This window comes from uncultured Roseivirga sp., assembly GCF_963973945.1.
In the GTDB taxonomy this organism is placed as follows: Bacteria; Bacteroidota; Bacteroidia; order Cytophagales; family Cyclobacteriaceae; genus Roseivirga.
Genome location: NZ_CAXBBV010000004.1, coordinates 256,682 through 269,943 on the forward strand (window position 1 = coordinate 256,682; position 13,262 = coordinate 269,943).

The 13,262-nt window shown below is 39.4% G+C and carries 10 protein-coding genes; 4 read left to right on the plus strand and 6 right to left on the minus strand.

Going from position 1 to position 13,262, the window contains the following annotated elements:
• The first annotated feature begins 10 nt into the window (after positions 1 to 10).
• The 3 genes from AAC026_RS09470 (at position 11) to AAC026_RS09480 (ending at position 5,374) form a co-directional block, all read left to right on the plus strand.
• Entirely contained in the window at positions 11 to 2,461 is a 2,451-nt protein-coding gene (locus AAC026_RS09470) for an FtsX-like permease family protein (RefSeq protein ID WP_339697310.1), read from the plus strand.
• Between the two features lie 35 nt (positions 2,462 to 2,496).
• Entirely contained in the window at positions 2,497 to 4,938 is a 2,442-nt protein-coding gene (locus AAC026_RS09475; protein WP_339697312.1) for an ABC transporter permease, read from the plus strand.
• 157 nt (positions 4,939 to 5,095) lie between these two features.
• Positions 5,096 to 5,374, plus strand: a complete 279-nt coding sequence (locus AAC026_RS09480; RefSeq protein ID WP_339697314.1) for a SemiSWEET family transporter — start codon at positions 5,096 to 5,098, stop codon at positions 5,372 to 5,374.
• 185 nt (positions 5,375 to 5,559) lie between these two features.
• Here the strand turns inward: AAC026_RS09480 and AAC026_RS09485 are convergent, their stop codons facing one another.
• Positions 5,560 to 8,013 (minus strand): FtsX-like permease family protein, encoded by a 2,454-nt coding sequence (locus AAC026_RS09485; protein ID WP_339697316.1) that lies wholly within the window; start codon positions 8,011 to 8,013, stop codon positions 5,560 to 5,562.
• Between the two features lie 503 nt (positions 8,014 to 8,516).
• Positions 8,517 to 9,041, minus strand: coding sequence for a hypothetical protein (locus tag AAC026_RS09490; protein WP_339697318.1), 525 nt, complete (start codon positions 9,039 to 9,041; stop codon positions 8,517 to 8,519).
• 51 nt (positions 9,042 to 9,092) lie between these two features.
• Here AAC026_RS09490 and AAC026_RS09495 point away from each other — a divergent pair, with 51 nt between their 5' ends.
• Entirely contained in the window at positions 9,093 to 9,569 is a 477-nt protein-coding gene (locus AAC026_RS09495; protein WP_339605808.1) for a DUF456 domain-containing protein, read from the plus strand.
• 203 nt (positions 9,570 to 9,772) lie between these two features.
• Here the strand turns inward: AAC026_RS09495 and AAC026_RS09500 are convergent, their stop codons facing one another.
• From AAC026_RS09500 to AAC026_RS09515, 4 genes are all read right to left on the minus strand, one after another.
• Complete coding sequence (locus AAC026_RS09500; protein WP_339697319.1) at positions 9,773 to 11,686, minus strand: M14 family metallopeptidase; 1,914 nt, start codon at positions 11,684 to 11,686, stop codon at positions 9,773 to 9,775.
• Between the two features lie 80 nt (positions 11,687 to 11,766).
• Positions 11,767 to 12,063 carry a DNA-directed RNA polymerase subunit alpha C-terminal domain-containing protein gene (locus AAC026_RS09505; RefSeq protein ID WP_339697321.1) on the minus strand — a complete coding sequence of 99 codons (297 nt, stop codon included), beginning with the start codon at positions 12,061 to 12,063 and terminating at the stop codon, positions 11,767 to 11,769.
• A gap of 19 nt (positions 12,064 to 12,082) precedes the next feature.
• Positions 12,083 to 12,682 carry a hypothetical protein gene (locus AAC026_RS09510; protein ID WP_339697323.1) on the minus strand — a complete coding sequence of 200 codons (600 nt, stop codon included), beginning with the start codon at positions 12,680 to 12,682 and terminating at the stop codon, positions 12,083 to 12,085.
• A gap of 11 nt (positions 12,683 to 12,693) precedes the next feature.
• Positions 12,694 to 13,260, minus strand: coding sequence for a hypothetical protein (locus tag AAC026_RS09515; RefSeq protein WP_339697325.1), 567 nt, complete (start codon positions 13,258 to 13,260; stop codon positions 12,694 to 12,696).
• Positions 13,261 to 13,262: the final 2 nt, after the last annotated feature.

The following is a 13,262-nucleotide window of genomic DNA, read 5'->3' on the forward strand; positions in this document are numbered from 1 at the left end:
CTCAAAACCGATGTTTAAAAACTATTTTAAAACAACATTAAGGTCATTAAGAAAGAACAAGACCCTTTCCGTAGTGAATATTTTAGGTCTTTCTATTGGCCTAGCTGCTTCCATATTCATTTTAGAGTATGCTTTTTTTCAGCTAAGCTTCGATAAATATCATAGCAAATCTGACCAAATTTATCGGGTAATAAATGAGCGTTTTGAAGGCGATCAATTACTTCAGCGAGGTCAGATTACCTACTCGGCCGTTGGGCCGCAAATGGCAGAAGATTATCCAGAAATTCTGAATCATACAACTATAAACCCCTTTGTAGAAAATGTATTCCTATATGATAATAAGCCTACGAAAATAGCTTCATCATTTTTAGTTGAGCCCTCTTTTTTCGAAATGTTCGATGTAGAGGTATTGGTTGGAAATCCAGAAACAATGGTGAGTGAGAATTACCAGATTATTTTGACAGAGTCGATGGCAGAAAAGATATTTCAAACTTCGAATGCCAATTGGACGAGCTACTTGGGTACTGTTTTAGAGATGGGTTCACAGAGGTCTAAATGGCAGCTTTCTGGAATTGTTGCGGACCCTCCAGCTAATTCAAGTCTTCAATATGAAGCACTTCTTTCGAGAGTAACACTTTTCAGTCTTTGGGGCGAATCTGCCCGTTTTAGTTGGACTAATTCTGACTATTACCATTATGTAGAACTGGCCAAGAATGTTGACTACAGGAGATTTCAAGAAAAGTTCGTTTCTTTCTCAGAGAAGTATTTGAAGGCTGATGACGTAACCCGAAAGGTTGAAAAATTTCACCTCCAGCCATTGTCAGATGTCCACCTGTATTCTGATTATGAGTATGAAATTCATCAGACATCCGATGGAAGGATGATGTGGATTCTTATCATCATTGCGAGCTTTATTATGATTATGGCTTGGGTGAATTACGTGAATTTGACTACTTCTAAATCGTTGCAAAGAGCGAAGGAAGTGGGGGTAAGAAAGGTAGTCGGTGCAAGTCGACCTCAACTCATCAGACAGTACCTTACTGAATCCATCATGCTCAATTTATTGGCTTTCGTATTGGGCATTACGCTTATTCAAGTCTTTCAAATCCCATTCAATAATTTGATCGGAGAAGGGCTGTCTTTGCTGGAGTTTGCAACCATGGAGGTTGGATCACTTTCTATGATTTTTTGGATGATCCTAGTTCTATTACTAGGTGCACTAGGCTCGGGCATTTATCCAGCCTTTGTGCTTTCTGGGATTAAGCCATCCGAAACCCTAAAAGGAGAGTATGGAAAAAGTACGCAGGGGCGGATTCTGAGAAAGTCCTTAGTCACTTTTCAATTTATTCTTTCCACAGCCTTGATTGCAGGTACTTATCTGGTGATGAAGCAAACACAATTCATGAAGAGTCAGGATTTGGGAGTAAATATGGAGCAGGTAATAACTGTGGAAGGGCCTTCATTGGTAAATTTTGATACAACTATTGTATCTCATATGAATGCCTTTCTAAATGAACTTGAACAAAACGCACATATCATAAAAGCAGGCACCTCTTCTAATGTTTTTGGAGGGCGTATGCCAAGAGTTTTTGATGTGAGAAGGCTGGGGCAAACGGAAGAACATATGCTTAATCGGCTAGGAGCGAACTATGGATTCTTTGATGTTTACCAAATCAATTTTTTAGCGGGAAGACCTTTCCGACCAGAAGATCATAAAGAAGATCCTAGACTAATTGATGTCGCAATAATAAATGAGAAGGCATTAAAAGTTTTAGGGTTTAAAACTGCGGAAGAGGCTGTTAATAAAAAACTATTGTTTTTCGGACAGGAGTGGACTATTGTAGGCATAACAGATGATTTTCATCACCGCTCGCTCAAGGAGTCCATCGAGCCTATGCTAATTCTACCTATTTACTTTGGCTATAGCGACACTTATCAAATCAGGGTGAGTGCCGATAATATGTCGCAAACAATAGCATATATTGAGCAAACCTACAATGAGTTCTATCCAGAAGATGTTTTTGAATATGGTTTTATGGACGTTCGATTCAATAACCTTTATAAGTCTGACGAGCAATTTGGAAAGATTTTCAACTTGTTCTCATTGTTGGCGATAGCCATTGCTTGTCTTGGTCTTTTTGGTCTTGTAGGGTATACAGCCGTTCAGCGAACAAAGGAAATAGGAATCAGAAAAGTGTTGGGGGCTTCCATTGCAGATATTTTACAAATGCTTTCACGGGAGTTTTTATGGCTGATTCTATTGGCCAATTTTATTGGATTGCCTTTGGTATATTTTGCTGCCCAATCTTGGTTAGAAGGGTATGCTTTCAGAACACATATTGGTTGGTTTTTCTTTGTATTGCCTGTAGTAACAGTGGCAGTTATTTCATTAGGAATTGTCATTGGGCAAACCCTCAAAACTGCCCGTATGAACCCCATTAGGTCACTCCGTTACGAATAAACTCAAAACTTTATTTACAACTCTAATTCAATACCATGTTCAGAAACAACCTAATTGTTGCCATCAGAAATATAAAGAAGAGAAAGTCATTCGCTATCATAAACATCTTTGGTCTTACCGTTGGCATGACTGTCTGTTTTCTAATCTTGACTTATGCTAGGTTCGAAATGAGCTATGATAGATTTCACCCTCATGCAGAAGATATCTATAGAGTAACGGTGGATTTATATGCTGAAGGTACTTTTCAAACTGCAGATGCACAGTGTTATCCGGCAGTTGGGCCTATGGCAGTGGAGGAATTTCCAGAAGTAGAAGACTTTGCTATGGCAAGGCATATAGGCCGTTTTTTGTTTAAAAATGATGATAAGGCTTTTAATGAAGACCGAGTGTACTTTGCCAATCCGAGCTGGCTAACTGTTTTTGACTGGGGCATAACACAAGGAGATAGGGCATCGGCATTGGAAGGAGTGGCTAAGATTGTGATTACAGAAAGTATTGCAAAAAAGTATTTTGGAGATGAAGACCCAATGGGCAAAGTATTAACAGCCGTGCCTGGTGGAGCTGAAGTGCCAATGCAGGTGACTGGGGTAGTTAATGATGTTCCAGAAAATGCACATCTAAAATTCGATATTCTTATTTCTTATCAAACGGGAGTTCAATACCTAAAGTGGGACTATAATAGTTGGAATGGAAATAATGAGTTCATGTATTTGAAAACCAACGGAGCAAAACTGGATAATGCTTTTGCAGAACGTTTTAATAAGAGTTTTATAGCTAAAACTGAAGAGGACAGGGCTGAAAAACTGATTATTCAACCATTAACCGACATTCATTTAAAATCTGACAGAACTTTTGAGGCAGACGTAAACGGTAACCAGGCCACAGTGAATATTTTGTTACTAGTAGCAATGTTTGTTCTTGTAATTGCGTGGGTAAATTATATCAATCTTTCTACAGCCAAAGCTTTAGAAAGAGGCAAAGAGGTAGGGGTAAGGAAGGTTTTGGGTTCTAACAAAGCGGCATTGCTTAACCAGTTTCTAACAGAGTCTTTTTTGATTAATCTCTTGTCCTTGGTGCTTACGCTCACTTTAATTCAAGGTGTTCTGCCTTTCTTTAATCAGTTTTCTGGGCTTAGCCTTAGCTTCAATGTCTTTTCTGACCCAATACTTCTGAGCTTTGTGTTGGTATTCCTGTTAATAGGAACATTGGTTTCTGGAGCATACCCCGCTTTGGTGCTGGCCAATTATAAGCCATTGGAAGTATTGAAAGGTAGTCTTGGCAGCTCCAAAAAGGGAATAGTACTTAGAAAAGGGTTAGTAGTATTTCAGTTTATGATTACAATGGTGCTTTTGGCAGGAACCATGGTGATTTATGCTCAGGTACAAGAAATGCGGAGTCAGAAATTAGGAGTAAATATTGATCAAACAGTGGTAGTACGTTCACCATTACTTGCTGATTCTGACGAAACTCAGTTATTAAAGCGTCAAGCTTTTAAGAATGAGCTACAACAATTACCTCAAGTATCGTCTATTGCCTATTCAGAAACCTTGTTTGGTCAAGGCACTAGCGAAATGAATTCAGCCACTGGCGTTTATGCACAAGGTCATGAAGAAGGAAAGAGTAGCGTTTTCTTTTTCTATAGAGTGGATGCCGAGTTTGTTCGAGCTTTTGACTTTAAAATTTTGTCAGGACGAACTTTCGATGATCAAAAAGACCCTTCAGCCAGTGTTAATTTTACTTCGATTATGGTAAATGAAACCGCCAGAAGAATGTTAGGCTTCAACTCAAACGAAGAGGCGATAGGTGCTAAGGTTTACTTTTGGAGCAACGAGGTTCAGATATTAGGTGTTTTTAACGACTACAATCATCATTCTTTAAAAACCAGCGTTGACCCTACTATTTTTTGGTTCGATAAAAATGGAGGTACCAGTAATTATGCTTCTGTAAAATTAAATACAGAAAACTCAGGCAATTCATATAAAGAAATGGTAACCAAAATTGAAAGCGCATATCGAAATGTTTATCCAAACAGTGATTTCGATTACTTCTTCCTTGATGAGAAGTTTAATGAGCAATATAAGGCCGATCAGCAGTTTGGTACTGTTTTCGGAGTTTTTGCGTCCATCACGGTCTTTGTTTCCATATTAGGTTTGTTTGGGTTAGTGCTTTATGAAGTTCAACAAAAGATTAAAGAGATAGGGATCAGAAAGGTTTTGGGGGCTAACGTTTCAAGCATAATCAGAATGCTTTCTACTAACTTCATGAAGCTTATTTTTCTTTCTGTGTCCATCGCCCTTCCAATAGCATACTTTGGTGCGGAAAAATGGCTTCAAACATTTGCGTATCAAACAGACTTGGCTTGGTATATTTTTGTGTTGCCAGCACTTTTAATTATTGGGATTGCCTTCTTAACTGTGGTGCTTCAATCTATAAAAGTAGCAAGACGCAACCCTATTGAGGCATTGCGTTATGAGTAATTGAAATAAAAAAAGGAATTAGATGAAGCCTAGTGTGAGAGTTTATTCTCAGTCTGGGCTTTATTAGTTTTAAGCCTAGGTTATATTTTTTCAGTAGGCTGTCTATCCAAGGAATGTTCAGAAATAATGTAATAAATTTCGGCCTAGATAGAACAAGATGGATATATATGAAGCAATGGGCTTATTAGGAGCAATTTTAAGTAGCCTCACCTTTCTACCGCAAGTTGTTAGAACTTGGAAAATAAAAAGTGCTGAAGATCTGAGTATGGGAATGCTCGTGATCGTTTTTTGCAGCACTATTGTATGGTTAATTTATGGTTTTGCTTTGTGGCTTATTCCTGTAATTATTGCGAATACGGCTATATTTACCCTCAGCCTTACATTAATCTATTTTAAAATAACCTTTAAGAGAAATAAGACGAAGGTGGGTAGTTAGCAGCTCCCAAAATCAGGCAATCAACTAGTTTGACGATATTACTGTGGTGTATGCCCACGCTATATAGACGCCATACTTCATTTAAAGTATAAAACTTCTTTAGGACATCAAATATTGGCAACCAATTGTAAGCTTTATCTTTTTAAGTACGCTTGAGGCTTTATAAGACGGAAAGAATAATAAGCTCAATTCATTTCCAATGAATTGACAGGGTTGCTGACTGCGGTTTTCCAACATTGTTTTACGATGATAACAATGCAAATCATCAGCATCATAAGGATGGGGAAAAGTACTAAAGTGGGGCTCAAGTTGATTCTTACGGCATAATTGGCCAGCCATTCTCTTGCTCCATATATTACAACAGGTAATGTCAATATACTTGCATAGAAAATGAGCACTAGAAAATCGTATAGCAATAGTACCAATATTTGACCTGCATGGGCGCCCAAAACTTTGCGAATCCCAATTTCTTTGGTTCGTTTATATGCTGTAAATGAAGATAGGCCAAACATGCCCAAACTGGCAATAAGAATGGCAATCAACGAAAAGAAAAAGAACAGCTTAAGTATGTTTTGTTCCATGGCCAATTGGTCGTTGTATTGGCGGTCCAAGAAATAGAAATTAGGAAATTGAGAAGCCCAAGTATATTCTAGATTGTTTAAAGTGGCCATTATTTTTTCACTTGAACTTCCTTCGGATTTCACTGTCATCTGGAAAAAAGTAGGGTGGTTGATACCTGTAACATAGGCCTTGGGTCCTTCCAATGCTGACTTATTTTTAATCACCCCAGAAACATTTAAATAGCCATTGTACTGTCCCACTTGTTTTCCTAAAAGGCTATCTGGTTCTGTAAAACCAAGAGCTTGCATTGCCGATTCATTGATAATTACTTTGTCAAAGTCTGCAGAAAATTGCGGCTTAAAGTTTCTTCCGGCCAGAAAAATTTGAGCGGAATCTTTCCAATATTGATGATCAATCACATAAAGCTGATAGTTGGCTTGGGTAGTGTCTTGCTTGGTGTCGACTAAATAGAAAGGCTTGATACTTTGAGTCTTTTTGATCTGTCCATTGTATAGGTTTGTCAAGATCACATCCTTGATTCTGTCATTAGATTGGGCTTGAATAAAGCGGTTGAACTTGTCAATGTAAGCTTGGTTAGTGCCACCAGCTCCAGAAAATTTAGCCGTCACTTTCAGTTCTATAGATTGACTGTCGTGCGATTTTAGAAATTCTAATTGTTGATGAACAATATAAACGGCCGAAAGAAAGCTAATGCCCATTGCAATTTGGAAAACCAGCAGAAACCTAATGACTTTTGATCCTTTGGAAGAAAGCTTGGAATTGAGCACCTGAGCCTTTCCCCTTAAGGCTTCGATGGGTTTAAGGGTAGAAAGAAAAGTGGCAGGGTAAATTCCTGAAAGAATGGTGCTGACAATGACTAAAACAAGCACAAAGGCCAATCCTGTTTTTAGTGTTTCCCATTCCATTGGTACTGGGTAATTTACCTTGGTATAGAGTTTCATCAAGCGAAGCCCCATTATAAAATTGAAAAAGGCCAAAACTCCTGCCAAGAGATTGATCATGAAAGCTTCTCCCAAAAAACTAAGCATCAACTGTCTGGGTGCAATACCAAGTAGTTTTCTTACACCCACTTCCTTCGCTCGATCGATGGAGTTGATAATAGCGCTATTCACATAGTTGGTACAAGAAAGAATGAGAATGATAAGGCCAACCAGACCTAAAAAAGTAAGAAATACAATATTGGCCCTGGGCGATGGTTCATTCGAGCTAGTAGAGTTCAAATGAATTTCTTGAATCGGTAGGAAAGAAAGCCGGCTTTCTAATGTATCCGTAATCAGAGGTAGGTAAATATGGTTGCTGGCTTTGCTTTGAATGGACTGTAAACTGCTGTTTGGTTTTTCTACTAGGTAAGTGTAAAGGCTTTGGTTTTGTGTTCCTGAAGAAAAGCTTAATCCTGACTCTGGTGAAGAAAGAGAGACAAGCATATTAGCTTGTAAATGACTTTTTATGGGGAAGTCTTTAAAAATACCTGTGATAATATATACGTTTTCATCAATTCCTTCACGCCCAGTTTTCAAGGTTTTACCTAAAATGGAAATATCTTTTTCCAAATCTTCCCTAAAGAGCTTTTGCGCTCCAGATTCTGAAACTAAAATGGTGTTTGGGGTAGAAAGTGCTTCTTCTGTATCACCTTCAATCAGTTCAACAGAAAAGATTTCAAGCAGAGAGTTTTCGGCAAAATAGACCTTTTCAACATACAAAGGGTGGGAAGATCCATCCGCTTGGGTTTGGCTGAAGAAGGCCGTTCCATTATCAGAAAAAGGCATTAAACGCGTGATGTTCTCTATTTCATCAAAGGTTTCTTTTAGTTCTGGTCCGATAAAAGGGGCTGTAAGCGCATCTTTCTTTTGTAAGGAATTAAATCCGTAGGTATCTGTTTCAACTCGGTATACATGACTTGAATTGGAGAAGATGTCGAAGGTATATTCAAAGTAGAGGTATTGGAAAATAAACAAGCAGGCCGCCATGCCTAAAGAAAGGCTCAAAATATTGAGGAAGGAAGCTCCTTTGTTCTGGCGAAGATTACGGTATGAAACCAAAAGGAAATTCTTGAGCATGGTTTAAGCTGAAGGTTCGCATACAGGTTTACAACATACATGCCATGGACGGAAAGCTCATATACATTGACTGAGAGTAGCTTACAGAAAATGGATACGGTCAGATACGGACAGGTGGTGTTCTATTTTGAGCACCTTTTATTAAAATTCAAGGGTTAAGTGGGAGTATTTATTTTGTTCGGTGCCAACAATGTTTGTTTACCTCTAGATTTGAAGCGGTTGATATTGGTTTAGCATTCTAATAACCCACAGTTTAAACTATTTTGGCTGCTAGCGACAGTGGGTTTTTGGTATAAAATGTTTGGGTTTTGTGATGAGCCATCGGTCACGGTCATTGCGAGGAACGAAGCAATCTCATCTTAAAATTGACTATTTGCAGGTTGCAGCTAATTCGTAGAGAAAACATTACTTAACAACTTTGCGAAACTTCGTGTCCTTTGCGGTTAGTAAACTGTGAGATTGCTTCACTTAATCTTCATCATTTCTATATGCACTTGCAGCTCTTATTGAATTTTCTCAAGCGCATTCAGTGTTCGTTTTCCTCTAGATTTAAACCCAGAGGAGCCATAAGGCATTTGGTCTTCAATCAGGATTTGAAGTTCGCCTTTCAGCTCAGGTACTTTGTAAGTAATGTTCAAAAGCACTGTCATAGAAAAGCATTTAATGGCGATGGCTTCACTTTTAGAGGCCAAATAGCCAAAACAAATATCGGCTACTTCACCCCACAGATTTTCTGGAATCTCAAGCTCCTGAAGCACACGAACGGTATTGCGTTTAATGGAGTCATGTAAACTGGGTTGCTTAAGGTTGAAAACCATGGACTTTAAATGAGGCTTGAGCATCTCAACCTTCTTTTTACCTATTTCACCAACCACCCAAGCTGCTCTTTGAGTTACGCGATACTCATCGTTCAGAAAGAGATTCATCAGCGCATCAAACCGTTCCTGTTGTTCTGCAACATATGAAACGATCAGGTTCGTATTCTCTTTGGAGTGCTCTTTTAAAAGTTGTTTTCGAATGTCCATCATGACTTATACACCAAAAATAATCATCTTTAAATATCAATCACTTTTTTAGCCATGGATATACTACTTATTGTTTTAGGTATCGTTTTTATGCTTGTGGGGATTGCAGGCTGTGTTTTGCCCATTCTTCCTGGGCCACCGATTAGTTTCTTAGGTTTGCTATTTCTGCATTTTACGGCCCGAACAGATATTCCAGAGGATACTTTATGGACCTTGGCTTTAATTACCGTGGCAGTTACGGTGCTCGATTATATTGTTCCCATTTATGGAACAAAGCGGTTTGGGGGAACCAAAAAAGGAGTGTGGGGGAGTACCATAGGGTTGATTATTGGTATGTTCTTTTTTCCACCCTTTGGTATTATCATAGGCCCTTTGGTGGGTGCCTTTGTAGGTGAAATGAGTGCTGGACAAGATACTAATAAAGCGATGCGTTCTGCACTGGGTTCGTTTTTAGGCTTTTTGGCAGGTACGTTGCTCAAGTTTATCGCCTGCTTTGTAATGGCCTATTACTTCATTATCTATTTATTCTAAGCTGTTTTTATTCAGGTACGTCAAGCTAAAGCTTCATTTATATATAGATAAAATTAAATATGTTAATATAAAATTATTGTAATTTATTAATGTATTTAGTTTTGCCTTTTAGTTTGAAGAGGGTAGGAAACAAAACAGCCCGAAAATCAATTGATCTTCAGGCTGCTTATTAACTCATGTTCCTTCTTAGGAAATGGTTTTAACTATTTTTCTGGCGTCCCAATGGTCACTTCAGTTTCTATATAGCCGCCTCGGGTGGATAGGATTTTGACCTTAGCTTTGGCGCCTTTGATTTTGTTCAGCTTAATTTCAAAACTCGCTTCTTGAGTTTGCCCTGGAAGCGTTCTGTCCATATACTGAGTTTTGTCAGATAGAGTAGGGCTGACGATTTGCACTTGGGCATCGTCCCCACCTTTGGTTAGTTTCGAATCGAACTGTAATTGAACACGGTCTTCGCGTACAATCTTTACCAATTGTGCCTGCTTAAGTGCAGTTGGTAATTGGCCTATATTCGTGAATTTCACTTTCACTATATAAGTGTCCTTGCCTTTGCTTTCTACACTTACATCATTTAATGTGAGTTGAGGCAAATCCATGGCCATGGCTAAATTGAAGAGTGCCTGCTTTTTGGCCCAGTTTTCTAACTGCCAAGGTGGCCCGTTTTGACCAAAGAATTTAGGGTGAAAACCACCGATTTCAGCTTTGCCTAAGGTTGGGTGATCAAATGGTTCCCATTCTTTAAAACCACGACCTCCGTTTTCTTCATCGTCCCAGCGCAGCCCATCATAATCGTCATAAATGCCATCGTTATCATAATCTTTCATAGCGCCATTGTTCCATAGCTCATCGCCATACCAAATTGATCCGTAATAGAAGTAACCGAAATCAGGGCCGTGGCCGAATAGTGGACTTGGCTTTAATGGATCGCCAGTAGAAGGATTCACTTTATAACGGGTGGCATAAGTTTCAAATACATCGCCAGCCCAAGGGTAGCCGGTAATGTCCATTCCAATTTGATCGTATTTTTTGTAGATGTCCAAATCCTCAGGATACATTCTTTCTTCACTTTTGGAAGTAGAAGGTGCTCTTAAGTGCATTGGTACTCGGGTGTCCATAGAGTTGGCTACTGAAATGTTGGGGTGGGTGAGCATCCACATTACAATAGAGCGCGATTCTGGTTCGGACATGGGGAAAGCTCCGGCTCCATTTTGGGTATAGCCTCTGCCTGTTTCATCTTCACCTGTATCTGGTCGCCAGTTTTCAGGGTAATTTCTATGAAGGTCTAATCCGCCAATACCGTCTTCATTATATCTTCCATCACCGTCATTATCAATACCTTCGCTATAAACAAAGTAATCTCCATTTTCTGAACGTTTCATTAAACGTCCTTTTGGGTCTCTTGGGTCAATAATGTGTGTGCCTGTTTCTCCCTTTTTGGCTTTTACACGAATCTGGTACATAATACCATCACCGTCCAAATCTTCCTCATCATCCTCGTCTAGCAAGCCATCTCGGTCGTTATCGTGTGGTCTTACAGTAGAGCGATTTCTTTGTGCAGTGTTCAAATACAGGTTCGAACCGTCAGGGTTATTTTGTGGCCTGAGGTAAATGGCTTTGGTGTCAATCAGTTTGGTAATGGCGGGGTCGCTACCGTAGTTTTCTAATAGGTGTTGAGTTAGCCAAAGAATGGATTCGCTACTGGTAATTTCTCCGCTATGACGGCCTCCTTCAAAGTAAGCCGCTGGCTTATCGGTGTCTTTGCCTGTTTTTTTATTGGTCAAGGTCATTTGTAAAATTGGTCGACCTTCGAAGCTGGTGCCTACCTGATACAAGTCTACAATATCTGGATACTTTTCGGCCCATAATTTATACCAGTAATACATCACGTTTACGGTGTGGTAGGTGTCGAAGGTGAGCTGCTTCATTGGCTCATATTGCACTTCGGGGTGTTGAAACTGTTTGAAAAAACTGACACCGTGTCTTTCACCTTTTACGGTATACATGGCTGTGTCTTTATCGGACTCAGGCCAGGTTACAGGATTGAGTACTCTTACTTCTTGAGCAAAAAGCATAGGGGAGTAGAGCAACAAAAATAGCAGAATGTGTTTCCTATTCATTTTCCATATGGTTGTTTGAATTGGAAGATAGGAAGAAAACCAAATTGATAGGAATGCTATTACTGGAGTGGCTGTATTGTTTACCTTTCGGTTTTTAGTTTTAATCCTCTTTTTTTAAGCTCTTTACTGATTTCTCTAAAGATTTTTGTCCCGATATTTTTAGCCCTTTTAATCTCATTTTCAGAGAAGTCTTCTAATTGTACCCAAGCGTCAATCTCTAAGCTGAGTAAGAAATCCTTACAGCGTATAGAAATATCTGACTCTTTGATCTCAGAAGGAAACTTACTTTCTCGCTGTGTTTTTATCCTTTCTATATAGGCTTTCAGCTTAGTGAGCTCTTCCACAGTAAAACGTTTAAAGAAAATGTCGTCAATCATGGTATGGAAATTTATGAGGTTACTGTAAGCTTCCTACAACAGTGTAGAAAATATTGAAATTGCTAACGCCTGCGATGGCTATGGCACTTGCTTTTACCTTGAATTGGATCGGAATATCCTGTCGACAACCTACAAATTCAAATACCTTAATGGCTGCGCTTCCATTGTTTGGAATGGTAATATATCCACCTCCATTGTCGGGCGTTAAGTCACGAGGGCCAAGGGGCTGAACGGGAAGATCGTCATATGGACTGTTCACTGGAAAGCGGATGCCACTGTTCATTGTTGTTTTGGCTTGTATTTCAACGTTTTGTGGAGCATTCTGAGTGTGCATATAAACTGTATATCTGAACACGTTTGCCGTACAGTTTTGCTCTGAACTGGTCGTGAAGCCGGTAATTGGGTTTACAGTTGGGTCCAAAATGAAAGCAATTAAATTGGCATCTATGCTTGATTCAAAACCTACAGTATTGGCATCTTCACCCGCTTCCATCACCAAGTCATTGATGTTCTCTATAATATTTGGGAAACCACTAACGTCTAAGGTGCCAGGTAAAAGCTGACCAAAGGACAAGCTTGAAAATGACAGTAAAAGTATGATTGTATATATGTTTTTCATGATCGTAATGTTTACTGAATGCGATAAATTACTTCAAATCCTGCAGGGAGTGTTTTTGGCTTTTTAATCTTATAGGTGATATGATAGCCCCTGTTTAAACCATCCCCTGTGTAGCCATTTGCGAAGTCATACACAATGACCTGCTCGGTTTGGCTGAGCTTAATATTATTAGTGTTCGGATTCTTAGGGTAATTCCCACCAGTCCCCGTTTCTGTTATTTGAACCTCTATCTTCATTCCTTTAGGGATGGGTTGGTTGGTAGAAACATAAATTCTGGCCGGTTGGAAATTTTGAGCACGGTGCGTGAAATTGATCCAAAGGTTAGATAGGTCGGCAGCTCCACCACTTGAAGGGGGAAGTCCTGCTTCCGTACCTGCACCAGCACCTCCAGCACCCGCTAAGGTTTCAGGCTCGATGTCAATGATGGCAATAGGTAACAACTCAATAGAGGCACCACTTGATTTCTGGTCACCACCGAAGATAAATGAATTGGGATCATTGGCGTTTAGGGTTTGCTGCGCCCAAGCCATTGATGAACTTAGGAGTAGAATGAGTAGGATATGTATAGTGCGTTTCATGA

Bases quoted from the DNA above. Each gene is read 5' to 3' on its own strand.
- AAC026_RS09470 (WP_339697310.1), top strand. From the start codon at position 11: ATGTTTAAAAACTATTTTAAAACAACATTAAGGTCATTAAGAAAGAAC.
- AAC026_RS09475 (WP_339697312.1), top strand. From the start codon at position 2,497: ATGTTCAGAAACAACCTAATTGTTGCCATCAGAAATATAAAGAAGAGA.
- AAC026_RS09480 (WP_339697314.1), top strand. From the start codon at position 5,096: ATGGATATATATGAAGCAATGGGCTTATTAGGAGCAATTTTAAGTAGC.
- AAC026_RS09485 (WP_339697316.1), bottom strand. From the start codon at position 8,013: ATGCTCAAGAATTTCCTTTTGGTTTCATACCGTAATCTTCGCCAGAAC.
- AAC026_RS09490 (WP_339697318.1), bottom strand. From the start codon at position 9,041: ATGATGGACATTCGAAAACAACTTTTAAAAGAGCACTCCAAAGAGAAT.
- AAC026_RS09495 (WP_339605808.1), top strand. From the start codon at position 9,093: ATGGATATACTACTTATTGTTTTAGGTATCGTTTTTATGCTTGTGGGG.
- AAC026_RS09500 (WP_339697319.1), bottom strand. From the start codon at position 11,686: ATGAATAGGAAACACATTCTGCTATTTTTGTTGCTCTACTCCCCTATG.
- AAC026_RS09505 (WP_339697321.1), bottom strand. From the start codon at position 12,063: ATGATTGACGACATTTTCTTTAAACGTTTTACTGTGGAAGAGCTCACT.
- AAC026_RS09510 (WP_339697323.1), bottom strand. From the start codon at position 12,682: ATGAAAAACATATATACAATCATACTTTTACTGTCATTTTCAAGCTTG.
- AAC026_RS09515 (WP_339697325.1), bottom strand. From the start codon at position 13,260: ATGAAACGCACTATACATATCCTACTCATTCTACTCCTAAGTTCATCA.